At 75.0% G+C, this 26,172-nt stretch carries 26 protein-coding genes; 15 read left to right on the forward strand and 11 right to left on the reverse strand.

All coding sequences use genetic code 11. The annotated features are described in order from the left end of the window. Positions 1-98: 98 nt before the first annotated feature. From ABZ135_RS00005 to ABZ135_RS00020, 4 genes are all read right to left on the reverse strand, one after another. Positions 99-890, reverse strand: coding sequence for an ABC transporter permease (locus ABZ135_RS00005; RefSeq protein ID WP_356690066.1), 792 nt, complete (start codon positions 888-890; stop codon positions 99-101). Further along, on the reverse strand, positions 887-1,894 hold the full coding sequence (locus ABZ135_RS00010) for an ATP-binding cassette domain-containing protein (RefSeq protein ID WP_356690068.1): 1,008 nt from the start codon (positions 1,892-1,894) through the stop codon (positions 887-889). Before ABZ135_RS00010 ends, ABZ135_RS00005 begins: the two co-directional genes overlap by 4 nt. 100 nt (positions 1,895-1,994) lie before the next feature. Further along, complete coding sequence (locus ABZ135_RS00015; protein ID WP_356690070.1) at positions 1,995-2,837, reverse strand: DUF4097 family beta strand repeat-containing protein; 843 nt, start codon at positions 2,835-2,837, stop codon at positions 1,995-1,997. A 94-nt stretch (positions 2,838-2,931) separates the two neighbouring features. After that, the gene (locus tag ABZ135_RS00020) at positions 2,932-3,450 is read right to left on the reverse strand and encodes a toxin-antitoxin system HicB family antitoxin (RefSeq protein ID WP_356690072.1); all 519 of its coding nucleotides are present in this window, start codon (positions 3,448-3,450) and stop codon (positions 2,932-2,934) included. A gap of 420 nt (positions 3,451-3,870) precedes the next feature. Between ABZ135_RS00020 and ABZ135_RS00025 the strand changes: the two genes are divergently transcribed. Both ABZ135_RS00025 and ABZ135_RS00030 read left to right on the forward strand, forming a co-directional pair. Next, positions 3,871-5,316: a hypothetical protein gene (locus ABZ135_RS00025; RefSeq protein ID WP_356690074.1), complete on the forward strand. Its 1,446-nt coding sequence runs from the start codon at positions 3,871-3,873 to the stop codon at positions 5,314-5,316. A 233-nt stretch (positions 5,317-5,549) separates the two neighbouring features. Beyond that, on the forward strand, positions 5,550-5,999 hold the full coding sequence (locus ABZ135_RS00030) for a DUF4383 domain-containing protein (protein ID WP_356690076.1): 450 nt from the start codon (positions 5,550-5,552) through the stop codon (positions 5,997-5,999). Positions 6,000-6,136: 137 nt separating this feature from the next. On the opposite strand, the gene ABZ135_RS00035 is transcribed toward ABZ135_RS00030, so the two are convergent. The 3 genes from ABZ135_RS00035 to ABZ135_RS00045 form a co-directional block, all read right to left on the reverse strand. Next, a complete protein-coding gene (locus tag ABZ135_RS00035) occupies positions 6,137-6,373 on the reverse strand; it encodes a DUF397 domain-containing protein (protein ID WP_356690078.1) in 237 nt (78 codons plus the stop codon). A gap of 145 nt (positions 6,374-6,518) precedes the next feature. Then, positions 6,519-6,941, reverse strand: a complete 423-nt coding sequence (locus ABZ135_RS00040; protein ID WP_356690080.1) for an STAS domain-containing protein — start codon at positions 6,939-6,941, stop codon at positions 6,519-6,521. A gap of 75 nt (positions 6,942-7,016) precedes the next feature. Continuing rightward, positions 7,017-7,415, reverse strand: coding sequence for an ATP-binding protein (locus ABZ135_RS00045; RefSeq protein WP_356690082.1), 399 nt, complete (start codon positions 7,413-7,415; stop codon positions 7,017-7,019). Positions 7,416-7,673: 258 nt separating this feature from the next. Between ABZ135_RS00045 and ABZ135_RS00050 the strand changes: the two genes are divergently transcribed. Further along, positions 7,674-8,321, forward strand: a complete 648-nt coding sequence (locus ABZ135_RS00050; protein WP_356690084.1) for an ATP-dependent Clp protease proteolytic subunit — start codon at positions 7,674-7,676, stop codon at positions 8,319-8,321. Between the two features lie 30 nt (positions 8,322-8,351). Here ABZ135_RS00050 and ABZ135_RS00055 read toward each other — a convergent pair whose 3' ends face one another. Further along, positions 8,352-9,131, reverse strand: coding sequence for a uracil-DNA glycosylase (locus ABZ135_RS00055; protein WP_356690086.1), 780 nt, complete (start codon positions 9,129-9,131; stop codon positions 8,352-8,354). 193 nt (positions 9,132-9,324) lie between these two features. Between ABZ135_RS00055 and ABZ135_RS00060 the strand changes: the two genes are divergently transcribed. The 7 genes from ABZ135_RS00060 to ABZ135_RS00090 all read left to right on the forward strand — a co-directional run bounded on the left by ABZ135_RS00060 (position 9,325) and on the right by ABZ135_RS00090 (position 17,402). Continuing rightward, on the forward strand, positions 9,325-9,528 hold the full coding sequence (locus ABZ135_RS00060; protein WP_031486274.1) for a cold-shock protein: 204 nt from the start codon (positions 9,325-9,327) through the stop codon (positions 9,526-9,528). Positions 9,529-9,617: 89 nt separating this feature from the next. After that, positions 9,618-11,258 (forward strand): DEAD/DEAH box helicase, encoded by a 1,641-nt coding sequence (locus tag ABZ135_RS00065; protein WP_356690088.1) that lies wholly within the window; start codon positions 9,618-9,620, stop codon positions 11,256-11,258. A 125-nt stretch (positions 11,259-11,383) separates the two neighbouring features. Continuing rightward, positions 11,384-12,688 carry a phytase gene (locus ABZ135_RS00070; protein ID WP_356690090.1) on the forward strand — a complete coding sequence of 435 codons (1,305 nt, stop codon included), beginning with the start codon at positions 11,384-11,386 and terminating at the stop codon, positions 12,686-12,688. A 154-nt stretch (positions 12,689-12,842) separates the two neighbouring features. Next, entirely contained in the window at positions 12,843-13,241 is a 399-nt protein-coding gene (locus ABZ135_RS00075; RefSeq protein WP_356690092.1) for a nuclear transport factor 2 family protein, read from the forward strand. Between the two features lie 214 nt (positions 13,242-13,455). After that, positions 13,456-14,355, forward strand: a complete 900-nt coding sequence (locus tag ABZ135_RS00080; protein WP_356690093.1) for a dienelactone hydrolase family protein — start codon at positions 13,456-13,458, stop codon at positions 14,353-14,355. A gap of 126 nt (positions 14,356-14,481) precedes the next feature. Next, positions 14,482-17,151 (forward strand): LuxR C-terminal-related transcriptional regulator, encoded by a 2,670-nt coding sequence (locus ABZ135_RS00085; RefSeq protein WP_356690094.1) that lies wholly within the window; start codon positions 14,482-14,484, stop codon positions 17,149-17,151. Between the two features lie 35 nt (positions 17,152-17,186). Beyond that, positions 17,187-17,402, forward strand: a complete 216-nt coding sequence (locus ABZ135_RS00090) for a hypothetical protein (protein ID WP_356690096.1) — start codon at positions 17,187-17,189, stop codon at positions 17,400-17,402. Between the two features lie 33 nt (positions 17,403-17,435). Here the strand turns inward: ABZ135_RS00090 and ABZ135_RS00095 are convergent, their stop codons facing one another. Together ABZ135_RS00095 and ABZ135_RS00100 are read right to left on the reverse strand one after the other, a co-directional pair. Continuing rightward, a complete protein-coding gene (locus tag ABZ135_RS00095) occupies positions 17,436-18,857 on the reverse strand; it encodes an amidase (protein WP_356690098.1) in 1,422 nt (473 codons plus the stop codon). Between the two features lie 232 nt (positions 18,858-19,089). Continuing rightward, on the reverse strand, positions 19,090-20,064 hold the full coding sequence (locus tag ABZ135_RS00100) for a hypothetical protein (RefSeq protein WP_356690100.1): 975 nt from the start codon (positions 20,062-20,064) through the stop codon (positions 19,090-19,092). 100 nt (positions 20,065-20,164) lie between these two features. Here ABZ135_RS00100 and ABZ135_RS00105 point away from each other — a divergent pair, with 100 nt between their 5' ends. The 4 genes from ABZ135_RS00105 to ABZ135_RS00120 all read left to right on the forward strand — a co-directional run bounded on the left by ABZ135_RS00105 (position 20,165) and on the right by ABZ135_RS00120 (position 24,290). Beyond that, positions 20,165-21,529, forward strand: a complete 1,365-nt coding sequence (locus tag ABZ135_RS00105; RefSeq protein WP_356690102.1) for a nicotinate phosphoribosyltransferase — start codon at positions 20,165-20,167, stop codon at positions 21,527-21,529. 52 nt (positions 21,530-21,581) lie between these two features. Continuing rightward, the gene (locus ABZ135_RS00110) at positions 21,582-22,469 is read left to right on the forward strand and encodes a potassium channel family protein (protein ID WP_356690104.1); all 888 of its coding nucleotides are present in this window, start codon (positions 21,582-21,584) and stop codon (positions 22,467-22,469) included. A gap of 142 nt (positions 22,470-22,611) precedes the next feature. Next, positions 22,612-23,214: a CBS domain-containing protein gene (locus tag ABZ135_RS00115; protein WP_356690106.1), complete on the forward strand. Its 603-nt coding sequence runs from the start codon at positions 22,612-22,614 to the stop codon at positions 23,212-23,214. A 5-nt stretch (positions 23,215-23,219) separates the two neighbouring features. Beyond that, positions 23,220-24,290 carry a universal stress protein gene (locus tag ABZ135_RS00120; RefSeq protein ID WP_356690108.1) on the forward strand — a complete coding sequence of 357 codons (1,071 nt, stop codon included), beginning with the start codon at positions 23,220-23,222 and terminating at the stop codon, positions 24,288-24,290. A 27-nt stretch (positions 24,291-24,317) separates the two neighbouring features. Here ABZ135_RS00120 and ABZ135_RS00125 read toward each other — a convergent pair whose 3' ends face one another. Beyond that, positions 24,318-25,550, reverse strand: a complete 1,233-nt coding sequence (locus tag ABZ135_RS00125) for an SUKH-4 family immunity protein (RefSeq protein WP_356690110.1) — start codon at positions 25,548-25,550, stop codon at positions 24,318-24,320. Between the two features lie 258 nt (positions 25,551-25,808). On the opposite strand from ABZ135_RS00125, the gene ABZ135_RS00130 reads away from it, so the two are divergent. Next, complete coding sequence (locus ABZ135_RS00130) at positions 25,809-26,099, forward strand: hypothetical protein (protein ID WP_356690112.1); 291 nt, start codon at positions 25,809-25,811, stop codon at positions 26,097-26,099. The last annotated feature ends 73 nt before the right edge of the window (positions 26,100-26,172 follow it).

Consider the following 26,172-nt stretch of genomic DNA (forward strand, 5'->3'; position numbering starts at 1 on the left):
TCTTCCTTTCTGGCGCGTTCGGTGCCGCACGCTTTCTGACCGGGCGCGGGCGGAGGATTCCGCCCGCGCCGGGAGAGTCGGTCCGGCGGCCGCCGCCGCTACTTCGGGTCGCGGTCGAACACCGACTTCGTCCAGAGGAAGCCGAGCACGGTCAGCCCCGCGCACCAGGCGACGGCGAGCCATCCGTTGTGCCCGATCTCGGAGCCGAGGAGCAGGCCCCGCAGGGTCTCGATGGCCGGTGTGAAGGGCTGGTAGGCGGCGATCGGCTGGAACCAGCCCGGCATCGCGTCGACCGGGACGAAGGTGCTGGAGATCAGCGGGAGGAAGACCAGCGGCAGGGCGTTGTTGCTGGCGGCCTCGGCGCTGGGGCTGATCAGGCCCATGCCGACCGCGATCCAGGTGAGCGCCAGGGCGAAGACGGTGAGCAGTCCGAAGGCGGCGCACCACTCCAGGACGGTGGCGTCCGTGGAGCGGAAGCCGATGGCCACGGCGACGGCGCCGACGAGGACCACGCTGATGACACACTGCAGCACGCTGCCGACGACATGGCCGATGAGCACCGAGCCGCGGTGGATCGCCATGGTGCGGAAGCGGGCGACGATGCCCTCGGTCATGTCGTTGGAGACGGAGACCGCGGTGCCGATGGTGGTGCTGCCGACGGTCATCAGCATCAGGCCGGGGACGAGGTAGGCGATGTACGCGGAGCGGTCGGCACCTCCGCCGCCGATGCCCGCGCTCATCACGTCGCCGAAGACGTAGACGAACAGCAGCAGCATCATGATCGGCGTGAGCAGCAGGTTGAGGGTGAGGGAGGGGTAGCGCCGCGCGTGGAGGAGGTTGCGGCGCAGCATCGTCGTGGAGTCGCGCACGGCGAGGGAGAGGGAGCTCATCGGGCATCTTCCTTGGGCTGGTTCGGCCGGTTGGGCACGGTGCCGCCGGTCAGGGCGAAGAACACGTCGTCGAGGTCGGGCGTGTGCACGGTCAGTTCGTCCGCCTCGACGCCGGCCGAGTCCAGCCAGTCGAGGATCGAGCGCAGTTCGCGCTGGCTGCCGTCGCTGGGGAGGCGCAGCGCCAGTGCCTCGTCGTCCCGGGACGCCTCGCCGAGCGCGGAGGCCGCCGTCCGGTACGTGGCCGGGTCGGCGAACCGGAGTCGGACGTGGCCGCCGGGGACGAGCCGCTTGAGCTCCTCGGCGGTGCCCTCGGCGGCGATCCTGCCGTCGTTCAGGACGGCGATGCGGTCGGCGAGTTCGTCGGCCTCCTCCAGGTACTGGGTGGTGAGGAAGACGGTGACGCCGTCGGCGACCAGGCCGCGGATGATCTGCCACATGGTGTGGCGGCTGCGCGGGTCGAGTCCGGTGGTGGGCTCGTCGAGGAAGATGACGCGCGGGTCGCCGACCAGGGTCATGGCGATGTCGAGCCGGCGCTTCATGCCGCCGGAGTAGGTGGAGGCGGGTTTCCCGGCCGCCTCGGTCAGGTCGAAGCGCCGGAGCAGCTCGGCGGCGACGCGCCGTCCCTCACGCTTCGGCAGGTGGTGCAGGTCCGCCATCAGCCACATGTTCTCCTCGCCGGTGATCAGGCCGTCGACGGCGGAGAACTGTCCGGTGACACCGATCGCGGCCCGTACCACCTGGGGGTCGGTGGCGAGGTCGTGGCCCGCCACCTGGACCTGGCCGCCGTCGGCGCCGATGAGCGTGGACAGGATCTTCACGGCGGTGGTCTTGCCGGCGCCGTTCTGTCCGAGCAGCGCGAAGACGGAGCCCTCCGGGATACGCAGGTCGAGGCCGTCGAGCACGACCTTGTCGCCGTACGACTTGCGCAGACCGAGGGCGGAGATGGCGGCGGGTGACGGGGAACCGGCCGCCCGGCTAGACATGGACATGACAGAAGAAGGCATGAGCCCTCCCGTTCGATGACTGAGGGGTGAGGAGTGACGGACGTGGTGAGGGGGTTGCGGCGGCGAGGGGTGGAGCGGGCCGACCGGGGGGCTTGCGGCGTCAGATCTTGGCGCGGCGGATGTCGATGTTGCCGTACCGGGTGCGGGCGCGGACCGTGACGGTGTCGTCGGTCGTGTCGGGGGCCTCCGCGCTGTCGAGCGCGTTGCGGACCTGCCCGCTGCCCGCGCTGACGTCGAGCCAGGCGGCCGTGCCCTCGCGGACGCCGACCTCGATGGCGCCGTAGCTGGTCTCCAACTGGACGGTGCCGCGGGCCACTTCCCCGACCCGCAGGGTGCCGTGGGCGGTGGTGGCGGTGACCGAGTCCTCGGCGCGGCCGATCTCGATGTCGCCGTGGGCGCCGCTCACCCGCAGCTCGCCGGTCACGGCGCGGACGGTGGTGGTGCCGTGGGAGTTCTTCAGGACGGCGGTGCCGTCCACGAGGCCCACGTGCATACTGCCGGAGCTGGTGGTGATCTCGGCCGGGCCCGCGACCCGGTCCACGGTGATCGAGCCGTGCGACGCGGTGAGGTGCAGCGGGCCGGTGCTGTCGAAGCGCGCGTCGCCGGACGAGGTCTTCACGCGCACCTCGCCGAGCGGGCCGTCGCCGAGCACCTGGGTCCAGGCGCCGGTCAGGTCGATCCGCGAGCCGACGGGCAGTTCGACCGTCACGTCGACGACGCCGGTGCGGCCGAAGAGATTGGACTTGGGCGTCCTCACGGTCAGCAGCCCGCTGCCGTACACGACCTCGGTCTGACCGGCGGTCCGCACGTCCAGGTCCTTCTTCGGATTGCGCGGCCGCACCTCGACGACGGTGTCGGTGCGGTCTCCCGCGATGAACTGGATGGAACCGGCCTCCACGCGCGCCGTGACGGAGATGGCTTCGGGAGTGTCGAAAGAAGGCATGGCTGTCCCGTCCTCTTGGGTCTTCAGGGCGTCCCCGCTGGTGGGACGTGATGGGGTGAGGTGGTGCGGGTGACGTGGTGCGGGAGGGGCGCGGCTAGCGCACCCAGCCCGTGATGCTCTGCCCGATGGTCCGGGGCTTCTCCGCGGGACGCGGCCCGCCGCCGCCCTCGACCGCCGCCGACACGGCCCGTACCAGCCAGGCGTTGACCGAGAGGCCCTCGCGGCTCGCGGCCTCCTCGGCCCGTGCCTTGAGGTGGGCCGGCAGACGCAGATTGACGCGGGCGGTGCCGCCCTCCTCGTCCTTGGCGAGCGCCGGGGCGGCGAGCGGCTCGGCGGGCCCGGTGGGCTCCGTGGCGCCGCCGCCGTCGGTGGGCGGCGGCGTCACCACGAAGTCGGGGTCGAGCCCGCGCAGCCGTACGTCGACCGAGCCGGGCGCGAGCTCGCGGGTGATCTCGTCCGTCGCGGCGGAGAGCACGTTGAGCATGGCCAGCCGGGCCGCCGACTCCAGGGGGGCGGTCAGCCGCTCGGCCAGCTCGCGCGCTTCGTCGCCGCCGGCCTCGGCGGCCACCGCAAGCTGGCGGCGGAGGGTGTCGACATACGGGGTGAGGTCCATGACGCCATCATGGCACCATCATGGCGCCACGCGCAAGCTCCCCGACCCGACCCCCGCATTCCACGTCACACAGACCCGCCCTGACCTGGGAAAACAGCTCCGACGGCGCCGGAGACACTCTGGCATCACCCTCTCGCCTCCTTCGGGGCGGCATCGGTGTGGCACCACGTGGCGCCGTGTGGCACCACATGACCACCGCCGTGTGTACGGCGTGCGCGGCCACCCCGTTCTCGGGGCCCCGCTCAACCGGTGCCCACCCCCCGGACCGGGGGATTATTCGCTCCGTCGGCCCAGCGAGGGCGGTCCCGGATGGCGCAGTTCGGACAACTGCGTCCTAGTGGTGAGGGACGCGCTCACTGCGCGTCATGGTCCCCTCACGGTGGACCGCCTCACCGGTGTCCACGAACGGAGCACCACATCATGACCCCCGACCCCTTCGACAGGAATCCGGCGGACGACGGCACGGGGACCCGGGACACCACCCCAGGGCCCGCCCCTCATCCCTTCCCGGGCCAGCCCCCGGAGCACGTCACGCCGCCCGTCCTGGACGCGCCGCCCATACCCCTCGCCCCGCCGGGGGCAGGCGCCGAGCCGACGCTCGAGCCGCCGGTCCACCCGCCGGCCGCGCCACCGATCCGTCCGACGGCCGATCCGCCGGCCGAACCCCCTGCCTCCGCCGAGCCTCCGGCCCCTGTCGAGGCGTCGGCGACGGCGGAACCGCCGGTCCACCCGCCGGTCCACCCGGTCGCCGAACCGCCGGCAGAGCCGTGGGCCCAGCCGGCGGCCGAGCGCACGGCGGGAGCGCCGGTTGAAACGCCGGCCGAAGTGCCGGTCGACGCGGCAACCGAAACGGCGGCCGAACCGCCGCACCCGCCGACAGCCGGGCGTCCGGCAGCCGGGCGTCCGACCGACGGGACCCCGGCCAGCGCCGAGCCTCCGACCGCCGCCGAGGTGGCGGCGACGGTCTCGGACGAGAACGGCGAGGAGGCCATCCGCACCCTGCTGTGGACGGCCGCCACCGAGCGGCCGGTGCCGGAGGTCGCCGCCCTGGTCGCCCGCCTCAAGGAGTCCGGCGAGCTGTCCAGTCCGGCCGACGTGGCGCTCCGCGCCGCCGCCGTGTCCCGCCCCCTCGACGAGGTGCGCCAGCTCGTCGCCCTGCTCAACGAGTCGGGATACGACCTGCACCAGGCCGAGACGACCCTGCGCGCCGCGGCCGTCGGCCGGCCCATCGAGGACATCGTCGAACTCGTGAACATCATCGGCGCCGACGGCATGAGCTGGCGTGCCCTGGGCGGCGGAGAGGCCGACGGGCAGCCGGCCGAGCCCGCACCGAGCCCCGAGGCCCCCGCCGAGGCGGTGGCGGTCGCCCAGGAGGATCCCTCCTCGAAGCGGCTGCGCGGGGCCCTGAAGTCGGCGAAGTCCCCGCTGGACCACGCCCTCGCGGCGGGCCCGGGCAGCCACGCCCCCTCCCCCGCGCTGCGTTCGGCGCTGCGCTGGCCTGCGGCGGCCGCGCTGTTCGCCTGCGGTCTGATCCATCTGCCGACCGATGTGGCGGACCTGCGCTCGGGCGGCAGCGCCTCCATGGTGTCCGTCGTGGTCACCGTGTTCTGCCTGCTCTGCGGAGTGTGGCTCGCGGCACGGGACACCGCGAGCGCCTGGGCCGCCTCGGCGGCCGGCACCGTCGGTCTCATCGCCCTCCACGTCCTGGCCGGCGCGCGCACCGTCGACCTCCTGCAAAGCAGTCTGGGGTCCCGGTTCGCGTGGGCGCAGGCCCTGGCGGTCCTGTGCGGCGCGGCGGTGATCGCCCTGGCGGCCGCCGCACTGCTCCGCCATACAAAGGCGACCGGGGCCGCCGACGGCACCTGATCCGCCGGCACGACCCGTGAAGGGGTGGGGCTTCTCCGGAAGCCCCACCCCTTCGGCGTAGCGCCGTCCCGGCGCGCCGCCCGCCCGGCCACCACCGCTCCCGCCCGAGCCGGTCCTCCGGCATCCTCCGGCACACCCCGTACGCATGCATGGACACGGGACGGGCGGGCATTCGCCGGGCGGTGGCCGCAGGCCCCACGGCCGTCGCGCCGTCCCGCGAGAGAGGATCCGCCATGATGACTCCGAGACACCCGGCCGCCGGGACCGCCTCGCCCCTGCGTACGGCCGCGCTCCTGGTCGGTCTCGTGTTCCTGGTGGTCGGTGTGCTGGGCTTCATCCCGGGCGTGACCACGGGGTACGACTCCATGACCTTCGCCGAACACCACTCGGGCGCCGAGCTGTTCGGCGTCTTCCAGGTCTCCGTGCTGCACAACATCGTGCATCTGCTCTTCGGTGTCGCCGGCATCGCCATGTCCCGGACCGCGGCCACGGCCCGGTCCTTCCTGGTGGGCGGCGGGCTGATCTACCTGGTGCTGTGGCTGTACGGCCTGCTGATCGACCTGGACAGCGACGCCAACTTCATCCCGGTGAACAGTCCCGACAACTGGCTCCACCTCGTTCTGGGTCTCGCGATGCTGCTGATGGGGCTGCTGCTCGCCCGGCGCCGCCGCCTGCGCGACTGAGGACCCGTCGCACCCACCCGTCGCACACGAGGGCGGCCGGGCGCTGTCGATCGCGCCCGGCCGCCCGACCCCCGCTTCGAGGGCTCACGCCTGCCCGGCCCCCTGCTTCGGGGGCTTCCGTCCGCCCGAGGTCAGTCTCAGCCCCGGGCCGCGGCGTCCATGTCGAACTCGCCGGCGCGCACGCCGGCGCAGAAGGCGGCCCACTCGGCCGCCGTGAAGCGGAGGTCGCCGCGCTCGGGCCACTCGGCGTCCCGCAGGGCGACGGCTCCGCCGCCGAGTCGGGTCACCTCCACGCAGCCCAGGTCACCGCTGTCCCGGCTCTTCCACCACACGGCGTGGTCCAGGTTCTGCGCGTAGAGCGGTCGCTTGTCCATGTCGTCTCTCCTCGGCCTGGCTCCCCCACTGCTCTGTCACTGGTTCTGACACCGCTCTCCAGTCCAGCCGACGGGATGCGGGCGCGCACCAGCCGACGGGCAACCGGGTGAGGGCTGTTCGGGGACGAGCCGGGTCGCGGCGCGGTCAGGCGAGGTCGGCGCTGCCGCGGTCTAGGGCGACGTGGAACAGCCGGAGCGTGCCGGTGAGCTCGAACAGGCGGCGGACCTGGCTGCCGAGCGGGCCGACGAGAACGAGGCGGCCCGGCCCGTAGTGGGCCTTGAGCAGCTCGTGGAGGAAGCTGGAATCACCGAAGGTGACACGGGAGAGGTCGAGCAGGATCCGCTCCGCCCCCGCGTCCCGGGCGTCGGCGAGCGCCTCGCGCAGGGCGCGGACGGTGTCGCCGTCGAACTCCCCGGACGCGCACAGCAGCCAGGTCGACGCCGAGCCGGTGGCCTCGTACTGCACGCGGGCGCAGCCGTCCGGCGTCCGGTAGGTCCGGCGCACGGAGGAGCGGAAGACGTCGGGGCGACCGTCGTCGGAGGCGGGCCCCGGACTCGTCATGGGCATCGGCGTCTCCATCCTCCGGGGCGGAGCGGCAGGGCCGGTCCGGTCCCTCCAGTGTGCGCCGTGCCGGGTCCCGCGTCAGCGGGGCGGATCGATGTGGGCGTGGATGGTCTTGCCGTGCGCCCCGCCTCGTACGGTCAGGTCGCGGGTCAGCCGGGTGACGATGCCCCAGCCGTATCCGCCCTCCCCCAGAAAGGCCGGATCGCGGGGCCGGGGCGGCTCGGGGCTGTCGTCGCTGACGTCGATGTCGATGCCGTCCGGACGCCACGACAGGTCCAGGGAGCACGCGCCGCCCGCGTGCCGTACGGCGTTGGTCACCAGCTCGCTCACGACCATCACGGCGTCGTCCTCCGCCGTCCGGCTCACCCGGTCCCCGGCGCGCAGGGCCTCCTGGGTCAGCCGGCGCACCTCCTGCCGGGCCTGCGCCGCCGCATGCGGTCCCCGGATGTCACAGTGGCGTCGTACCGCACCCCCCATGATCTCCGACCTCCTCCTGGGCTCCTCGGCGCGCTCCTCCGGCTCCTCCGGCTCCGGGAGCGCGGTCTCCTACGGTGCGTCTGCCCACGGACGCGCCCCGAATTCACCGCCGCCACGCGTGCCCCCACCGCCGGCCCCGGCCGGCGGACGCGCGGGGCCCTGCTCCGTTCGGCGGTGAGGCGTGACGGTCCGGCCCGCGGAGGGGACGTTTCTCCTGCCGGACGACACCGGCCCACGGACCCGACAAGGAAGGCCCGCATGCCCTCCGCCGCCCAGGACCCGAGCGACCGCCCCGTCCCCGCCGACGCCGCCGCGGCCGGCCCAACCGTCGGCAACTCCCAGGCCGAAGCCCAAGCCGAAGCCCAGGCCGAAGCCGAAGCCGACGCCGTACTGCGGCGGCTGCTGCGCCACCGCATCCTCCACATCGCGACGCCGATCACCGCCGAGACCGCCGACCGCGTCACCGCCCAGTTGCTGCTCCTGGACGCCGAGGAGGACCGCCCCGTCACCCTCTACGTCAACTCGCTCGGCGGCTCGCTGCCCGCCGGCATGGCGATCTACGACACCATGCAGCACATCAGGAGCGACGTCGTCACCATCGGTCTCGGCTACTGCGCCTCGATGGCCCAGTTCCTCGTCGCCGCCGGAACCCCGGGCAAGCGGTACGCCCTGCCCAACACCCGGCTGATGCTGCACCTGCCGTCCTTCGTCGACGCCGTCGCCGCCGACAGCGAGGGCACCCGCGTCGACGAACTCCACCACACCCGGACCCGGATCACGGAGCTCGTCGCCCGCCACACCGGCCGCGACCCGGCGCGCGTGGCCCGGGACTTCGCCGAGGACCGCTGGCTGACCCCCGACGAGGCCAGGGAGTACGGCCTCATCGACGCCACGATGGCCGGCTGACCCGGCGCGTACGGCGCGCCGCGGGACGGCTCACGGGGCCCCGGGCAGACCGGCCGTCCGGGCCGCCTCGGCGAGGACCTCGCGCAGCATCGCCGGGGTGAGCCGGCCGGTGAACACATTGCGCTGGCTGACGTGGTAGCAGCCGAACAGCGTCACCGCGCCGCCCGCGTCCGCCGCGCCCCCGGGGCCGCCCGCCCGCGCCAGGGTGATGCGCGTGCCGTGGCCGAACGCGGGGCGCGGCCGGGGCACCGTCCACCCGGCCTCCGCCAGGGCCGCGAGCGTGGCCTGCCAGCCGAAGGCGCCCAGCGCGACGACGGCGCGCACGGTCGGGCGCAGGAGGTGCAGCTCGCGGCTCAGCCAGGGGCGGCAGGTGTCCCGTTCGGCCGGGGTGGGGCGGTTGTCGGGCGGCGCGCAGTGCACGGGCGCGGTGACCCGCACGCCGTACAGTTCGAGCCCGTCGCCGGGGCGCTCCGCGGTCGGCCGGGAGGCCAGGCCGAGCTCGTACAGGGTGGCGTACAGCAGGTCGCCCGCCCGGTCGCCGGTGAACATGCGGCCGGTCCGGTTCCCGCCGTGGGCGGCGGGCGCGAGGCCCGTGACGAGCAGCGCGGCCCCGGCGGGTCCGAAACCGGGCACGGGACGCGCCCAGTAGTCCCAGTCCCGGAACGCGGGGCGCTTCACGCGGGCGGTCTCCTCCCGCCACGCCACGAGCCGGGGACAGGCCCGGCACCGCGTCACCCGCGCGTCCAGATCGGCCAGTGTGCGGGTCCCGGCGGCGGCCCGCTCCGGGTGGTCCGGTGCGGCGCTGGACATCGTGCACCCCGCTTTCCCTCGTGTCGGTCGGCCCCTCGCCTCGTGCGGCACGTGCCGCTGTGTTAGGCTTCAGGAGTTGCAGTTTTGGTACCCATGAACCCATGTGCGCCTGACGGGAATGTTTCTCCTGCAGGCGCATTGTTGTTTTCCCGGCTTTTCCGGATGGGGCCTCTGCCTACTGAAGGAGAATGTCATGGCACAGGGAACCGTGAAGTGGTTCAACGCCGAAAAGGGTTTCGGCTTCATCGAGCAGGACGGCGGCGGCCCCGACGTCTTCGCCCACTACTCGAACATCGCCACCCAGGGCTTCCGTGAGCTCCAGGAGGGCCAGCGGGTGACCTTCGACGTCACGCAGGGCCAGAAGGGCCCGCAGGCGGAGAACATCGTCCCCGCCTGATCCCCGGACGCGTGTCCGCTTGCCAGGGGTCCGCACCATCACGGTGCGGGCCCCTGTTTCGTGCTGTTTCCAGGAAGGCAGACAACGGATTGTCCCGCAGGCCCCAGAAATCCACCCGGCGCACGTCCGCGTCCTCCCGGCCCACCTCGCCGCCGAGGGAGTTCCACGTGCCGGAGACGTCGACGCCCGCGCTTCCGCCGGTCGCGGACTTCGGCGCCCTCGACATGCCCGCGGCGCTGACCAAGACCCTCGCGGCGCAGGGCGTGACCGTCCCGTTCCCCATCCAGGCGGCCACCCTGCCCAACGCGCTGGCCGGCCGTGACGTGCTGGGCCGCGGGCGCACCGGCTCGGGCAAGACGCTGGCCTTCGGCCTGGCGCTGCTGGCCCGCACGGCGGGGCACCGCGCCGAGCCCAAGGCTCCGCTCGCCCTGGTCCTGGTGCCCACCCGGGAACTCGCCCAGCAGGTCGCGGACGCGCTGGCCCCCTACGCGACGGCCCTGAACCTGCGGCTCGCCAGTGTGGTCGGCGGCCTCTCGGTGACCAAGCAGGCCGCGACCCTGCGGCGCGGCACCGACGTGCTGGTGGCCACCCCCGGCCGGCTCAACGACCTCGTGGCGCGCGGCGACTGCCTCCTCGGCGACGTGCGCGTCACGGTGCTCGACGAGGCCGACCAGATGGCCGACATGGGGTTCCTGCCGCAGATCACGCAGGTCATGCGGCAGGTGCCGGCCGACGGTCAGCGCCTGCTGTTCTCGGCCACCCTGGACGCCACGGTCGACAAGCTGGTGCAGCGCTTCCTGACCGATCCGGTCGTGCACTCGGTGGACCCGAACGCGGGCGCGGTCGTGGACATGGAGCACCACCTGCTCCACGTCCTGGACGAGACCGACAAGAAGGCCGTGACGACGCGGATCGCGGCACGGGACGGCCGGGTCATCCTCTTCCTCGACACCAAGCGGGCCGCCGACCGGCTCGCCAAGCGGCTCCTGTCCCAGGGGGTCCTCGCGGCCGCCCTGCACGGCGACCGTTCCCAGTCGCAGCGGACCAGGACCCTGGAGCAGTTCCGGGACGGCCGGGTCACCGCCCTGGTGGCGACCAACGTCGCGGCCCGGGGCATACACGTCGACGACCTCGACCTGGTCGTGAACGTCGATCCGCCGACCGACCCCAAGGACTACCTGCACCGGGGCGGCCGCACGGCCCGGGCCGGCAGCTCGGGCAGCGTGGTGACGCTGGTGCTGCCGGACCAGAAGCGGGAGGTCAGCCGGCTCATGACGGACGCCGGCATCCGTGCGCGTACCACGCAGGTCACCTCCAGCGCCCCGGAGCTGTCCGCGATCACCGGCGCCCGTGAGCCCTCCGGCGTGCCGGCCGTCCTGGAGGTCCCGCAGCCGGCCCAGCCGAAGGCGTCCTCGTCCCGCCCCGCCCGCAAGAAGGCCACCGGTGGCCGTGGCGCCGGGGCCGGCGGCGGTGGCGAGCAGGGCGCCCCGTCGAGCCGGCGCCGCAGGACCACAGGGGGCCGGCCGAAGGCGGCCGGAACCGAGACCCACGAGCGCGGCGCGCAGGCCGCCCCGCGCGGACAGGGCGGTCGCGCGGGTCAGGGCGAGCGGGCCGCGCAGGGCGCGCGGACCGGCCAGGGCGGTCGCCGTACGGGACAGGCCGGCCAGAGCGGTCGCGCGGGGCAGGGCGGACGGCCCGCACAGCGCGCTCGGCGTGGCGGCACGTCCTAGATCTCGAACGCGGTAGGCGAAGTGTTCATGTCGTGTTCGGTCGGCGGGATGGGTGTCGGCCGGATCTCTTCACGCTCCGGCCGAAGCATGTCGGCGACGTGTTCACGACATGAAGGAGTTCCGCCGTGCCCCAGTCCCGTACGTGGCGGTCGAGCGCCCTCGCCGCGGCCGCCGGTTCGGTGCTCGCCGTCCTGTCGCCCTGGCAGGCGCAGGCCGCGCACCTGAGCGAGCTGCCCTCGGTCACGGCCCGTGCCGAGACGGCCGCCCTGTACGACGACGAGGAGGGCGGCAACGCCGACGCCGACGACCCGGCGATCTGGCGCAACGCCGCCGACCCCGGCCGCAGCCTCGTCGTCGCCACCGCCAAGGAGGGCGGGCTGCGCGTGTACGACCTGGACGCCCGTCAGGTCCAGGCGATCGCCGCCCCGGCCGGGCCGGGTGCCGACGACGCCCCGGGGCGTTTCAACAACGTCGACCTCGTCCAGGGCCTGCGGCTCTCCACCGGCCGCGCCGACCTCGCCGTGACCAGCGACCGCGGCAACGACCGGCTCCGCTTCTACCGGATCGACCGCGACCGGCCCGGCGGCCCCCTCTCCGACGTCACGGACCCGGCCGTCGCCCCGGTCTTCTCGGCCGGCCAGGCGGAGGTGAACGAGCAGCGGACCGCGTACGGCCTCGCCACCTGGACGGACCGTGCCACGGGGCGCTCGTACGCGCTGGTCAGCCGCCGCGAGACGACCCGCGTCGCCCTCCTGGAGATCCTCCCGACGGCGTCGGGGACGGTCTCGTACCGCACGGTCCGCACGCTCGACCTGCCCTCCTCCTTCCGGCTCCCGAACGGCGCCTCGTGGTCGCCGTGCGCCGAGCCGGGCGAGCTGCCGCAGGTCGAGGGCATGGTGGTCGACCCGGCGAACGGCACGCTCTACGCCGGCCAGGAGGACGTCGGCATCTGGCGGCTGCGCGCCGACCTGACGGGCACTCCGGTCCTGGTGGACAAGGTCCGCGAGTACGGCGTGCCCGGCACGTACGACGAGGAGACCGAGGGGTGCGCCCCGGGTGCCGACCCCGGCTTCGGGGGCGACCGGCTGGCCGCCGACGTCGAGGGACTGACGCTGGTCACCGAGTCCGACGGCGACGGCTATCTGCTCGCCTCCAGCCAGGGCGACGACTCGTTCGCCGCGTACGACCGTGAGATCGGCGACGCCAACGAGTACGAGGGCGGTTTCCGGGTGACGGCCGCCGACGCCGTCCTCGACGGCTCGGAGGAGTGCGACGGAGCGGCGGCCCTGAACGCGCCGCTCGGCAGCAGGTATCCGAACGGCCTGCTGGTCGTCCAGGACGGTCACGCGAACCCGGAGGACGGCGAACGCGACGCGACGGGCTTCAAGTTCGTGGACCTCGGCGACGTCCTGGACGCTCTCGACGACTGAGGACGCCCCCCGGGACCCGAGGAGGGCCCGGGGAGGACCCGGGGAGGACCCGAGGTCGGACGGGCGGGCGTGGCCGGGGCCTGGACGCGGGCACGCCGGCGCCGATAGCGTCACCTCCACCTATTCACTTTATTGACTAGTCATGGAGGCGCCCATGCGGTCCTTCCGCCAGGCCGTCGAGGCGAACGACCACGCGGCCATCGAGGCGCTCCTCGCCGAGGACGTCGTCTTCACCAGCCCCGTGGCCTTCACGCCGTACACCGGCAAGGCCATCACGGCCGCGATCGTGCGCGGGGTCTCCCGGGTCTTCACCGACTTCCGGTACGTCGGCGAGCTCGCCGGCGCGGACGGCCGCGACCACGCCCTCGTGTTCCGGGCCAAGGTCGGCGACCGGGAGATCGAGGGCTGCGACTTCCTCCATCTGAACGAGGACGGCCTCATCGACGCGTTCACGGTCATGGTCCGCCCGCTCTCCGCCGCGCAGGCGCTCGCCGCGGCGATGGGCGCCCAGTTCGACCGCATCGCGGAGGAGGCGGCCGCGGGCGGCGCCTGACGACCCCTCGTACGGCGGCGACGGCCGCCTCGTCCTCGACGCCCCGTGGATGCCCCACGGGGCGTCGGTGCGTGGGCACCCCGCCCCGACGGCCGGTGATTTCACCGATGCCCGCGGGCCGTGCCGCCTGGACAGTGGCCGGGCCAGTCCAGGGCGCGACCGCCGACCTGCCCCTCGTCGGCGGCCGCCACACGACACGAGAGGACGACTCGTCGTGCGACGACACCTTTCCGCCTACGCGGCCTCGGCCGCGATCTCCGCCTGCCTCGCCCTGCTCCTCGCCCCCGGTGCCACGGCCGCCGACACCACGGCCGCCGACGTGACGGCGGAGAACCCCTACGAACGCGGCCCCGCCCCGACCCAGTCGAGCGTCGAAGCGCTCCGCGGCCCGTACGCGGTCTCCGAGACCAGCGTCTCCTCCCTCGTCGTCACCGGCTTCGGCGGCGGCACCATCTACTACCCGACGTCGACCAGCGACGGCACCTTCGGCGCCGTGGCGGTGTCGCCGGGGTTCACCGCCACCCAGTCCTCCCTCGCCTGGCTGGGGCCGCGGCTGGCGTCCCAGGGCTTCGTGGTCTTCATCATCGACACGAACAGCACGCTCGACCAGCCCGACAGCCGGGGCCGCCAACTCCTCGCCGCGCTCGACTACCTGACGCAGCGCAGCGCCGTGCGGGGCCGGATCGACGCGAGCCGGCTCGGCGTGATGGGCCACTCCATGGGCGGCGGCGGCTCGCTCGAAGCGGCGAAGAGCCGGCCGTCCCTGAAGGCCGCCGTGCCCCTCACCGGCTGGAACACGGACAAGACCTGGCCGGAGATCAGCACGCCCACGCTCGTCATCGGCGCGGACGGCGACACCGTCGCCCCCGTCGCCACGCACTCGGAGCCCTTCTACGAGAGCCTGCCGAGCTCGCTCGACAAGGCGTATCTGGAGCTCAACGGGGCCACCCACTTCACCCCGAACACCTCCAACACGACGATCGCGAAGTACAGCCTGTCGTGGCTCAAGCGCTTCATCGACGACGACACCCGCTACGAGCAGTTCCTCTGCCCGCTGCCCCGGCCCAGCCTCACGATCGAGGAGTACCGCGGGAGTTGCCCCCTCGGCTCCTGAGGCACCGGGTCCCCGGCGTGGCTCCCGAGGTCTGTGCGGACCCACAGACCTCGCGTCCCGGGCCTGGGCCACCGCCCAGGCCCGGGGACCTTCCCCGCGTCCTTACGGGCCAGTAACGTGGGCGGGGTGAACGGAGCGACGCCTGCCGCCGCCCCCGGCCCGCGGCTCTACGACCTCGCCCCCCAACTCGCCGCGGTGGCCCGCCTTTCGGCCCGTACGGCGGAGGGGGGCGGCGGCGTCCTGTTCGTCACCGGTGATCCCGGTACGGGCCGCACCGCGCTCCTGGCCCGGGCGGCATACGACTTCCCGGGTACGGCGCACCGGGTGGCGGCGCCCGGCCACCGGGGGCCGTGGAGCGGAGTGCGGGCCCTGCTGACGGCCCTCGCCCCCACGGCGTCGGCGGCCCGCCGGGCGCTGCGGCAGGCGCGGGGCGAGTCCGGTCTCGCCGCCGCCGTGGCCGGCCTCGTCCGAGGCACGGGCCCCGGGTCCGGGCCCCGACCTGGCGCCGGGGCGGGAACGGGGACCGGACCCGACTCCCGTTCCGGCGCCGCCCCCGGCGTGCTGGTCTGTCTGGACGACCTCCACCTCTGGGACGCGCATTCCCGCGCCGCCCTCGCCGCCGCCTGGCAGGACCGGAGACGGGCGGACCGGCCGGGCACGGGCTGGCTGGTGTCGGCGGCGCGGCACCATCGGCTGCCCGAGGTACCGGGCGCGGAGACCGTCCGGCTCGGCCGGCTGAGCCCGGCCGGCGCGCGGGCGCTGCTGCACGACCTGAGCCCGGTGCCGGTCGCGCCCGAGGTCCTGGAGCGTCTGCTCGACGAGGCGGCCGGGCACCCGGGCGTGCTCACCGCGGCCGTACGGCGCCTGGGGCCGGAGCGGCTCTCCGGCGCCGTACCGCCGTCGCCGCCCCTGGTCGACGCCGCCGTCCTCCACGAGGTGTACGGCGGCCTCCTGGATTCGCTGCCCGCGGACAGCCGCCGTCTCCTCGCCCTGGTGGCCGCCCTTCCGGCCGGGGTCTTCCCCGTCCCCGTCGACACCGTCCTCGCGGCCGCGCGGACCGCCCGCACCCCGGTCGACGCGCTGGACGGCCTGATCGCGGACGGCCTGCTCCAGCGCGCGGACGACGCCCTCCGCTTCACCGACGCCTTCCTCGCCCGCACCGCCCTCGCCCGGCCCCCACGCGCCCGGACCGCGCTCAGCTCGCCGCCGTCGGCCCCGGCCGGCGGCACCGGCGGGACCGGCCCGGTCCGGTCCGCCGACGGCGCCGCCGCCGCCGCCGAGGCGCAACGGTCCGACACCCACCGCGCCGGACGGCCCGGGCCGTCCGCCGTGGCGCGGGAGGACGAGGGCCTCGGTCGGGGCAGGCTCCATCTCGTGCGCGGCGCGGCGGCGTTGACGGGCGGGCCGGTGACGGACGCGTACGAGGCGCTGTCGCAGGCGGCGGCCCTGCTGCGGGACCGGGCGCCGGTGGAGGCGGCCGACGCGCGGTTCCTCGCGATGGAGGCCGCCTGGGCGGCGGGGGACGCGGCCGGCTGTGTGGCCGCGCTCGACGGCGCCGCCGGTGCGCGGGGAACGGAGCGGGACTTCGCCGGTGGGCTGCGCGCCGCGCTCGACGGCCGACTCGACGAGGCCCGTTCCCTGCTGACCCGGGTGGTCGCCGTGGACGGTGCCGGGGACGAGCCCCGGGTGCTGCTGCGGGCCGGGTCCGCCGCGCTCGTGCTGGGTGCCACGACGGCGGCGGCCCGGCTCCACGCGCGGGCGCTCACGCTGGCCCGGGCGGAGGACCGCGCCGCCCTGCTGCCGCACGCCCTGGAGCACCTCGCCTACGCCGAGCTGCGGGCGGGGCGCTACGGGCGTGCCGCGCGGCACGCCCGGGAGGGGCTGCACGAGGCGGAACGGACCGGCCAGGTGAACGTGGCGGCCCATCAGCACGCCGTCCTGGCCCTGGTGGCGTCGGTGACCGACGACGGGCCGGGCGCCGCCGAGCATGCCGAGCGGGCCCTGGGAACGGCCCGCGCCCACGGTCTCGTCCAGGCCGCGACGCTCGCCGAATGGGCGCTCGCGCGGGCCGAGTCGGGGCGCGGGCTCGCCGCGCAGGCGGCCGCCCGGCTCGCCCCGCTGGTCCGGACGGGCCCGCGCGGCGGGCACTTCGCGCTGCGGATGCTGGCCGTGCCCTGCTTCGTGGAGGCGGCCGTGACCTGCGGCCGGTACGCCGAGGCGCGGGCGGCGACCGAGGAGTACGCGGTGTGGGCCGCCCAGGGGCTCGACCGTCCGGCCCCGGCCCGGCTCGCCCGCTGCCGGGCCCTCCTCGCGGAGGGCGCGCGTGCGGCGTACTGGTTCGAGGAGGCGGTCCGCCGGCACGACGACGACTGCGGCAACGACTTCGAGCGGGCCCGGACGCTCCTCGCGTACGGCTCCTGGCTCCGGCGCCACCGCCGCCCCAGCGAGGCGCGCGGTCCGCTGCGCGACGCCCTTGTCACGTTCGAGCGGGCGGCGGCCGGGGGCTGGGCCGAGCGGACCCGGGCCGAGCTGCGGGCGACCGGCGGCGCGGTCGCTGGTCCGGCCGGCCGACCGTCGGCGCTGCGGGAACTCACCCCGCAGCAGCAGCGGATCGCCCGCCTCGCCGCGCAGGGCGCCACCAACCAGGAGATCGCCGACCGTCTGGTCCTGAGCCCCCGGACCATCGACCACCACCTGCGGAACGTCTATGCGCGCCTGCAGATCCGCTCGCGGGTGCAGTTGCCGGGGGTGCTGGGGACCGCCGGGCCGGACGGGGACGCCGCCGCACGGCGCTGACCGTGTCCCGCGGCGCACGTCGTCGTTGGCCGGGCATGACCAGGATTCTGCACCGTGTTCTCGGCGCCGCGGCCGTCGCCGGCGCCGCCGCCCTCGCCTCCGCCGCACCGGCCGCCGCCGACGGCCCTCTCCCGCTCGTCGGCCTCCTCGCGCCCGACCACGACCACGGATCCGGCGGCGGTGACGCGCCGAACGCCACCGTCGCCGGAAACGCCTCGACGAGCGTCATCGGCGGCACCACCGCGGGCTGACCGCACCCGTCGTGAAGTCGGCGGCGCCCGGGGTCACGCGTCCTGGATGCGGCGAAACGGCCGTTCCGCCTCCAGGGCGAACGCGGCCTCCAGCAGCGTCCGTTCCCCACCGGGCCGGCCGGAGAGCATCACCCCGATGGGCAGCCCGTCCTCGGTCGTGCTCGCGGCCGGCACCGAGATCGACGGTGTGCCGACCACGTTGTTGATCGGTGTGAACGCGACGTACGCGAGGATCCGTTCGACCAGCGTCGGATAGGGAACGGCCGGGCTGAGGTGACCGATCCGGGGCGTGGTGTGGGCGAGGACGGGGGTCAGGATCAGGTCCAGTCCGCGGAACGCCGCCGCGTACGCCTCCGTCGTCCGCTTCAGCCTGCGCAGCACGCCCGGGGTGCGGCGCCAGTGTTCGAGGTACGTCTCGCGCAGGCCCCGGCTGAGGCCGTCCATGCGGCGCCGGTCGAAGTCGGTGCCGAGGGTGCGGCCGGTGACGCCGAGGAGGAACGACAGCAGACCCCAGTAGACGAGGAAGTCCTCGGTGAAGCGGGGGTCGATCGCCAGCTCGACCGGCTGGACGGTGTGGCCGAGCCGTTCCAGGGTGTGCGCGGTCTCGGTGACGGCCGCCCGGGTGGCGGCGTCGGTGGGGACGCCGTTCGGCGAGTCCGTCAGGAAGCCGATGCGCAGCCGCCGTTCCGAGGGGCCCTCGACCAGGCCGACGGGCGGCAGCTTCGGGTTGCGCCGGTAGGTCTCGGCGGCGGCGAGGAAGGCGGCCGAGTCGCGCACGGTGCGGCTCACGATGCCGTCGGAGACGAGGTCGATCGGCAGTTGGCGGCTCTGGGCGTTCGGTACGACCCGGCCGCGGGTCGGTTTGAGGCCGACGAGCCCGCAGCAGGCGGCGGGGATCCGGATGGAGCCGCCACCGTCGTTGGCGTGCGCGATCGGCACCGCCCCCGCGGCGACGAGCGCGGCGCTGCCGCCCGAGGAACCGCCCGCCGAGTGGTCGGTGTGCCAGGGGTTGCGGACCGGCTCGGCTCCCTCGTACTCCGTGGTGGGGCTGAAGCCGAACTCGGGCAGCCGCGTCTTGCCGAGCACCGTGACGCCGCTGCTCAGGAACTGCCGGACGAACGGGGCGTCGCGGCGCGCGGCGCGCGGGGTGAAGGCCGCGCTGCCGTGGCCGGTGGGCAGTCCCCGGTGGTCGGTGTTGTCCTTGACGAAGGTCGGGACGCCGGCGAAGGCGCCGACACCCACGCCACCGGCGACGGGGATCGGGGCGTCGACGTGCACCTGCACGGCGTGGAGCCGCTCCTCGACCTCCCGTACCCGCTCGGCCGCGTCGCGGGCGGCCTCGGCGGCGCCGACCTCGCCGCGCCGGATCGCCGCCGCGAGACCGACGGCGTCGTGCTCGCCCAGGGCGTCGTCCCGGAAGGCGTGGACCCTGGTCAGTTCCTCGGATGTCGTCACCGCTGCATCAGCCCCCGCCATGTGGTTGGTTGACCGCCATCATTCCGTACCGACAAGTAACAGGCGAGGGTTCCGCGCCGATGATCCCCCGTTTTCCACCCCGACCTCACGTCGGCGTGACCGCCGTTCGGCCAGGCCGCACTCGCCGGCGGGGTGGTACAAACAGGACCGTCGGCGCGAGGGTCCGGAACGCCGCGAGCCGCCGACGCTTCCGTACGGTGCGACCGTGCGCCTACGCCGAAGCGGTGTCCTCGGCAAGCCCGCTCGCCGCGTCGGACGCCTCGTCCGCCGCGCGCCGGGCCTCGTCGGCGGCGGCCCGGGCTGCGGCGGCCTCGCGGCGGAGGGTGTCGGCGGCCGCGCGGGCGTCCTGGCGGGACCGGCGGGCTTCGGTGAGGCGGTGTTCCAGGTCGGCGACGTGCGCGCCGGCCTCCTCGGCCCGGCGCGCCGCGGCCTCGGCCGCCTCCTCGGCGGTTCGGGCGGCGTCCTCGCGGGCGTTCGCCTCCTGCTCGGCCTTCGCCGCCCGCGCGCGAGCGCGCTCCAGCCCCCGCTGCCGTTCCCGTTCCTGTTCCCGCTGCCGCGCCCTCTCCCGGTCTCCGTCCCGGTCCCTTTCCCGTTTCCGTTCCTGCGTCCGTTCCCGTGTCCGTTCCTTTTCCCGGTCCGCCGCCCGCCCCTTGTCCGCCCGGGGCGGCGCGGCGGCGGGGCGGCGGGCCACGGCGGTCGCCTCGGGGGTGACCGCGCCGAAGCCGAACACCGGCTCCGGCGCCTCCGTCAGCCGTCCCGCCGCCCACCGCTCGGCGACGTCGTCGTCGGCCAGGACCGTGCGGAGGATCTGCTCGACCTCCTGGAGGACGGGACCGCCGACCGGATGCCCCGCCCCTGCGGCCAGGTCGCCGGCCTGGCGGGCCAGGGCGGCGATCACGCGGTTCTGCTGCCCGCTCGCCTCCCGGAGCCGAGCGGCGTCGAGGGTCCGGGTCGCGTCCCGCAGGGTCGCGCCGAGCGCGAGCAGCCGGGCGGTCTGCTCCGGCTCGTCGCGGGCGAGGAGGTTCACGGCCCACACCGCCAGCGTGGGCCGGCGCAGGCCGGCGATCCGGCGGGCCGCGTCGGCGTCCTTCTCCTTGCGCGCCCGCGCCACGTGGGCGTCGCGGGCGGCGACGAAGTCCGACGGCGGCAGCCCGTACAGCTCGGCGATGATCTCCTCGACGTCCACCCCTCCACTCTCACCCGGCCGCCCCCGCCCGGCACGCTCGTCGCAAGGCGGCTCGTCGCCCGGCCGTGCGCGATGCGGGACGACCGCGCATGCTCGAAGCATGTCCGAGGTGATCGCCACCGACCTGTACGAGGTCACCATGGCGCTCTCGTACGTACGGGAGGACATGCGGGCACCGGCCACGTTCAGCCTCTTCGTGCGCGACCTGCCGCCGGGGCGCGGGTTCCTGGTCGCCGCGGGGCTCGAACCGGCGCTCGACCGTCTCGCGCGGTTCCTGGTGGACCGCTCGGACGTCCAGGCGTTCGCCGAAGCGCTGGGCCGGCCGGTCGCGGAGGTCGAGCCGCTGCGGGGGCTGACCTTCGACGGCGAGGTCCGGGCCATCCCCGAGGGGCGTCTCGTCCTCGCGGGCGAGCCGCTCCTGGAGGTCACCGCTCCGCTGCCGCAGGCGCAGCTCGTGGAGACGTGCCTGCTGTCGCTGCTCGGCCCCCAGACGGCGGTCGCCTCCAAGGCGGCCCGGTGCGTCCTGGCCGCCGAAGGGCGCCCGCTCGTCGACTTCTCGCCGCGCCGCGCGCACGGGCCGGAGGCGGGATCGCGGGCGGCACGCTTGTGCGCGCTGGTCGGTTTCGCCGGCACCGGCGACGTGGCCGCCGCACAGCGGTACGGCATTCCCGCCACGGGGGCGGCGATGGCGCACTCCTACGTCGAGGCGTTCGCCTCGGAGGCGGAGGCGTTCCGGGCCTTCGCCCGGGCCCATCCCGGCCCGGTGACGCTCGTGGTCGACACGTACGACACCGAGCGCGGGGTCGCGACGGCCGCGCGCGTGCTCGCGGAGCTCGGGCGCGGCCCCGGGTGCGCGATCCGGCTCGACAGCGGGGACCTGGGCGTCCTGGCCCGCCGGGCCCGCGCCGTGCTCGACGCGGCGGGGCTCGGGGAGGTGCGGATCGTGGCGAGCGGCGGCCTGGACGAGTATCGGGTGGCCGCGCTCGTACGGCAGGGGGCGCCGATCGACGTCTTCGCCGTGGGCGTGAAGGTCGGGGCGGCGGCCGACGCGCCGGCGCTGGACGCCACGTACGAGCTCGTCGAGTACGACGGACGGCCGGTCATGAAGCTCTCGACGGGCAAGGTGACGGCTCCGGGGCCCAAGCAGGTGTTCCGCGGGCCGGGGCTGAGGGACGTCATCGGTCTGGTGAACGAGGAACCGCCCGAGGGGACGGAGCCGCTGCTGCGGACCGTGATGCGGCGCGGGCTGCGGGTGGACGCGCCGGACACCCCGGCCGCGGCGCGTGCCCGCTTCGAGGCGGACCTCGCCGCGCTGCCGGAGGAGGCCCGCCGCATCCAGGCGCCGGTGGCCCCGCGCCCCGCGCTGTCGACACGGCTCGCGGCGCTCACCACCGTCGTGCGGCACCGGGTCGGGGCGCGGTCGGCCGCGCCGGACCCGCCTGCGGTCCGGCCGCCATGGGGCTGAGATCCGGGGGCGGCGGGCGAGAGGATGCCGCCGAACGGGGAAGGAGGCCCGCATGACCTGGCTTCCGACACTCGCGGGCGCACTGCTGGTCCTGTTCGTCCTGCGGGATCTCTTCCACACGCTCTGGCACCCGACCCGTCACGGCGGCCTCAGCAGACTGGTCATGATGTCCCTGTGGCGCGTGTCGGCGCGCCGCGGCAAGCGGGGACGGCGCGGGCCGGCCGGTCTCGCCGGCCCCATGGGCATGGTGGCGGTCCTCGCCGTCTGGGCACTGACCGTGTCCGTGGGATGGGCGCTCGTCTACTGGCCCCACATGCCGGACGACTTCTCGTACGCCACGGATCTCGTCCCCTCCGAGCACGCCTCCCTGCTCGACGCCTTCTACGTCTCGCTGGTCACCCTGGCCACGCTCGGTCTCGGTGACATCACGCCGACCGCCGGCTGGCTGCGCGTGCTCGCGCCCATGGAGGCGCTGGTGGGCTTCGTCCTGCTGTCGGCGACCGTCGCCTGGATCCTCGGTGTCTACCCGGCGCTGGCCCGCCGCAGGACCCTGGCGCTGCGCCTCTCCCACGTGCGGCGCAGCCGCGCCACGGCCCGGGCGCTCGACTCGGACGGCGGGGCCGCGCTGCTCGACGGGCTCACGTCGGCCCTCTCCACGATCACCGTGGACTTCCTGCAGTACCCCGAGTCGTACTACTTCTACGACGTGGACGAGCGCACGTCCCTTCCCCTCCAGCTCCGGTACGCGGTGGACCTGGCGGACCAGGCGGCGGAGGCCCGTCATCCGGACGTACGCCTCTCCGCGTCGGTGCTGCGCAGGGCCCTGGACGACCTGGCGGGGGTGCTCGACGAGCGTTTCCTGCGGACGGGCGGGGCTCACGACCGCGTCTTCGCCGCCTACGCCGAGGCACACGGGCGCGGGCGGGAGGACGGCCGTTAGGCCCGTTGGCCCTGTGGCCTCTGGTGCGCCAGAGGTTCGGCGGCACACACTCGTGGTGAGGGCACAGGGCACAGAGCACCGAGCACGGAGCACCGGGCTCCGGGCAGCGGAGGCCCAGCAGCGCAGCGGCCGGAGGCCGGTCATGAAGCATCCACGCACCGTCGACGACGTCATGAGCCATGTCGTGGTGTCCGTGCGGCTCGACACCACGGCACGGGAGATCGCCCGGTCCATGCGGCGCTGGGGCGTGCACACGGTTCCGGTCGTCTCGCCCGAGGGGCGGGTCGTCGGCACCGTGTCGGAGACCGCCGTGCTCGGCGGCGAGGAGCACGGCGGGCCCACGGCCGGGCGGCTGATGGCGGCGCCCGCCGTGACGGTTCCGCGCGGTGCCACGATCGCGGGGGCCGCGCGGCTGATGGGGCGCGGGCGGCTCAAGCGGCTGCCGGTGGTGGACGAGGACGGCCGTCCGGTCGGCGTCGTCAGCCGGGGCGACCTGCTGAGGGCCTGTCTGCGCTCCGACGCCGAGATCGCCGAGGACGTACGCCACGAGCTGGCCACCGGTCTGGGCCCGGGTGGCGACGCGGCCCTCGCCGTCCGGGTGACGGACGGCGTGGTGACGCTCACGGGCAGCCTGCCGGCGTCCGTACCGGAGGACCTGGCGGTGCGGCTCGCCCGCGCGGTGCCCGGGGTGGTGGACGCGGCGGCGGCGTTCACGCCCGGGCCGCGGCGGACGACGGAGAGGTGAGAGGCATGGCAGGGTGCGTCGTGGTCGGTCTCGACGGTACGGAGCAGGCCGACGCCGCGGCCGAGTGGGCGGCGGACGAGGCGGTGCTGCGCGGCACCGGCGTGCACCTGGTGCACGTGCTCGAACCGTCGCCGGACGCGCTCGTGCCGCTGGTGTCGCGGGAGCCGGTCGCGTCCTGGGGCGAGGAGCTCCTCGCGCGCACGGCGGCGGGTCTGCGCGCGCGGCATCCGGGGCTGTCGGTCACCACCCGGCTGCTGCCCTCGGATCCCGTCACGAGCCTCGTGCTGGCGACGGAGGAGCGGGGCGACCTGCTGGTCCTCGGCTCACGGGCGCTGGGCGGGGTGGCGGGCTATCTGCTGGGCTCCGTCGGGATGACCGTCGCGGGCCGGATCGAGCGTCCCGTGGTCCTCGTACGGGCGTCGCACCCACCGGGCCCGGAGGACGCCGGCCCCGCGACCGCTGCCGCCGACGCCGGTGCCTTCGCCGACGGGCCCGAGACCTCCGCCGCCGGCCCGGGAGCCTCTGCCGTCGCGCAGGGTCCTGCCGACGGCGACGGTCCGGTCGACGCGGGCGGTCCTGTCGACTCGGGCGGTCCTGTCGAGGGCGGCGGGCGGGGCGTCGTCCCAGGCGCTCCCGACCTCGGCGGCGGTCCGGTCGTCGTCGGGATCGATCCGAGGGATCCCGTCGACGGCATCCTGGAGTTCGCCTTCGCCGAGGCGGCCTGGCGGGGCGCCGAGGTCCGGGTGTTCCACGCGCGGCGGCCGTCGCTCCACGACCGCCTGGTGGCCTCGGGCGCGTCGGAGGCCCGGCGCGCGCCCGCGATCTCCCCGGAGGTCAAACGCTCCCTCGACGGGCTCGTCGAACCGTGGCGGGAGCGGTTCCCCGACGTGTCGGCGACCGGGCGGGTGGTGGCCGGTTCGGCGGGCCAGGTGCTGTCGCGGGCCGCCGAGGGCGCCGCGCTGGTGGTCATCGGGCGCCGCACCCGCCGTTCCACCCTGGGCGCGCACCTCGGCAGCGTGGCGCACGCGGTGCTGCACCACGTCCGGGCACCGGTCGCGGTCGTGCCCCACGACTGAGCGCCGGGACCGGGCCGCCGGGCGCGGTCAGAGCACTCCGCCGGCCTCGTCGTGGAAGACCTCGGGCCAGTAGCGGTAGTCCTCGTCGCCGGTGGAGGGGGCACAGGCGACCGGGTCGACGGAACCGAGGACCTCGCTCATCGTGTCCGCCAGGTACTGGTAGAAGTCCGCGGTGAACTCCTCCGTCTCGTCGAGCCGCTGCTCGCGCTGGTGCAGCCACAGGGTGAAGGCCAGGGTGGACACGTCGGCGTTCACCGGGGTGATCTCGGCGCTGTCGTAGAGGCGGTGGTACAGCCTCCCCGTGGCACCGTGGATCACGACCTCGAAGTCGTGCACGAGGCTGCCGAGGCACACGAGCCGTTCGGCACCGTCCGGCAGTGCGCTGCTGTCGTTCCTGTTGCCGTCACCCTTGCTGTCGCCGTCGTCGCCGGACCGGGCGTCCTCGGTCTCCTTCAGCGTGCGCATGAGGTACTCGTCTTCCCAGAGCCCGAACATGCCCGCCTCCCTCGGCAGTCCGACCTCCATGAGGAACCGCCGGGTCGGCTCGTGCTCCAGCGCGGCGGGCAGGTCGGCGGGCGCGAGGCGGACGATCTCCTCCTCGCCGAACTCCGCCTCCAGCAGGCCCCGGGGCAGGTCCAGCCGCAGGCCCGTTGCGGGGCCCTGACCCGCGATCAGGGCGAGCGGACGGATCCGCGCGGCGATCCGCCAGAACACCGGGAGGGCTCCGGCGCCTTCGCCCTCGGTGAGGCGGGCGGTCAGGCGGGCCTCCGCCTCCGCGACGGCCGCGGGTCCCACGGCACCGGCCAGGTCGGCGAAGTCCCCGCGCAGGGCGGCGAAGTCGTCGACGGCCGCCAGGTGTCCTGCGAGGGCCTCGACGGAGGCGGCCAGCGGGAAGCGCTCGGCGCACGCGGGGTCCTTCTCGTAGAGCCACAGGCTGAAGACCCGGCCGGTGCCGCCGTCGAGGACGACCTGGTCCGCCTCCTCGCCCTGGACCAGCAGATGGCCGAGGAGCAGCAGCGGCGCGGTGTCCTCGGCGAGCTCGTCGGCGCGGGCCCCGGCGTCCGGGCCCTGGTCGAGGAGGTGTTGACGGACCGTCCGCACCCGCGCCTCGGCGAGCGGGCGGAAGGACATGAGACGGTGCCGGGCGGGAAGGCCCCGAGTCGCGAGCCACCGCCGGGTCGGCTCGTGGGTCAGCGCCGGGACGGACGCGTCCTCCGCGAGGGTGAGGGGGGCGGTGCCGACGCTCGTCGGGTCTTCCACGATGCCTCCGCGCGATCGGATGTTCGGTTCTCTACGGCGGCCGCCACTGTACGGTGCCGCGTTCCGTACGCCGTCGGGCACCCTGCCGTACGGCGGGGGCCTCCCCCGCGTGACCGCGCCCCGCCCGCCCGACGCCGCCCCGAACCGCTCGGATGCCGTCACCGGCGGGACGTGGTGTGCTGGCAGAGGGGCGGATTGCCGCCACAGGGGCAGCGCAGGAGGCTCTGCCCCGCCCGATGAGCACGAGGAGTGATCGCCATGGCGATCTTCGTCCACGCCGTCGTCCCCGGGGTCACCACCGACCAGTACGACGCCCTGAACGCCAGGCTGCAGCAGGTGCCCGGGATCTTCGACGGCTGCGTGTCCCACGCGTGCGTCCCGACGGACGGGGGCCTGGAGATCTTCGACGTCTGGGAGAGCGAGCAGCAGATGCGGACGTTCGCCGAGAAGATGATGCCCATCGCCACCGAGGAGGGCTGGCCGGCGTCACCGGACACGCCGCGGATCATGCGCGTTCACAACCACTGGGTCCCGGGCGCCGCCGGCTGACCCTCGGCCGGGTGCTCCGGCACCGGGCGACGACACGTCCGGCACCTTCCCCGTCCGAGGCTCGCGCGCCCCC

Origin of the sequence: Streptomyces sp. NPDC006339 (assembly GCF_040612775.1) — a bacterium.
Lineage (GTDB): Bacteria > Actinomycetota > Actinomycetes > Streptomycetales > Streptomycetaceae > Streptomyces.

Excerpts from the sequence above, each read along its gene's own strand:
- ABZ135_RS00005 (WP_356690066.1), bottom strand. The coding sequence starts at position 890 with ATGAGCTCCCTCTCCCTCGCCGTGCGCGACTCCACGACGATGCTGCGC.
- ABZ135_RS00010 (WP_356690068.1), bottom strand. The coding sequence starts at position 1,894 with ATGCCTTCTTCTGTCATGTCCATGTCTAGCCGGGCGGCCGGTTCCCCG.
- ABZ135_RS00015 (WP_356690070.1), bottom strand. The coding sequence starts at position 2,837 with ATGCCTTCTTTCGACACTCCCGAAGCCATCTCCGTCACGGCGCGCGTG.
- ABZ135_RS00020 (WP_356690072.1), bottom strand. The coding sequence starts at position 3,450 with ATGGACCTCACCCCGTATGTCGACACCCTCCGCCGCCAGCTTGCGGTG.
- ABZ135_RS00025 (WP_356690074.1), top strand. The coding sequence starts at position 3,871 with ATGACCCCCGACCCCTTCGACAGGAATCCGGCGGACGACGGCACGGGG.
- ABZ135_RS00030 (WP_356690076.1), top strand. The coding sequence starts at position 5,550 with ATGATGACTCCGAGACACCCGGCCGCCGGGACCGCCTCGCCCCTGCGT.
- ABZ135_RS00035 (WP_356690078.1), bottom strand. The coding sequence starts at position 6,373 with ATGGACAAGCGACCGCTCTACGCGCAGAACCTGGACCACGCCGTGTGG.
- ABZ135_RS00040 (WP_356690080.1), bottom strand. The coding sequence starts at position 6,941 with ATGCCCATGACGAGTCCGGGGCCCGCCTCCGACGACGGTCGCCCCGAC.
- ABZ135_RS00045 (WP_356690082.1), bottom strand. The coding sequence starts at position 7,415 with ATGGGGGGTGCGGTACGACGCCACTGTGACATCCGGGGACCGCATGCG.
- ABZ135_RS00050 (WP_356690084.1), top strand. The coding sequence starts at position 7,674 with ATGCCCTCCGCCGCCCAGGACCCGAGCGACCGCCCCGTCCCCGCCGAC.
- ABZ135_RS00055 (WP_356690086.1), bottom strand. The coding sequence starts at position 9,131 with ATGTCCAGCGCCGCACCGGACCACCCGGAGCGGGCCGCCGCCGGGACC.
- ABZ135_RS00060 (WP_031486274.1), top strand. The coding sequence starts at position 9,325 with ATGGCACAGGGAACCGTGAAGTGGTTCAACGCCGAAAAGGGTTTCGGC.
- ABZ135_RS00075 (WP_356690092.1), top strand. The coding sequence starts at position 12,843 with ATGCGGTCCTTCCGCCAGGCCGTCGAGGCGAACGACCACGCGGCCATC.
- ABZ135_RS00090 (WP_356690096.1), top strand. The coding sequence starts at position 17,187 with ATGACCAGGATTCTGCACCGTGTTCTCGGCGCCGCGGCCGTCGCCGGC.
- ABZ135_RS00105 (WP_356690102.1), top strand. The coding sequence starts at position 20,165 with ATGTCCGAGGTGATCGCCACCGACCTGTACGAGGTCACCATGGCGCTC.
- ABZ135_RS00110 (WP_356690104.1), top strand. The coding sequence starts at position 21,582 with ATGACCTGGCTTCCGACACTCGCGGGCGCACTGCTGGTCCTGTTCGTC.
- ABZ135_RS00115 (WP_356690106.1), top strand. The coding sequence starts at position 22,612 with ATGAAGCATCCACGCACCGTCGACGACGTCATGAGCCATGTCGTGGTG.
- ABZ135_RS00120 (WP_356690108.1), top strand. The coding sequence starts at position 23,220 with ATGGCAGGGTGCGTCGTGGTCGGTCTCGACGGTACGGAGCAGGCCGAC.
- ABZ135_RS00130 (WP_356690112.1), top strand. The coding sequence starts at position 25,809 with ATGGCGATCTTCGTCCACGCCGTCGTCCCCGGGGTCACCACCGACCAG.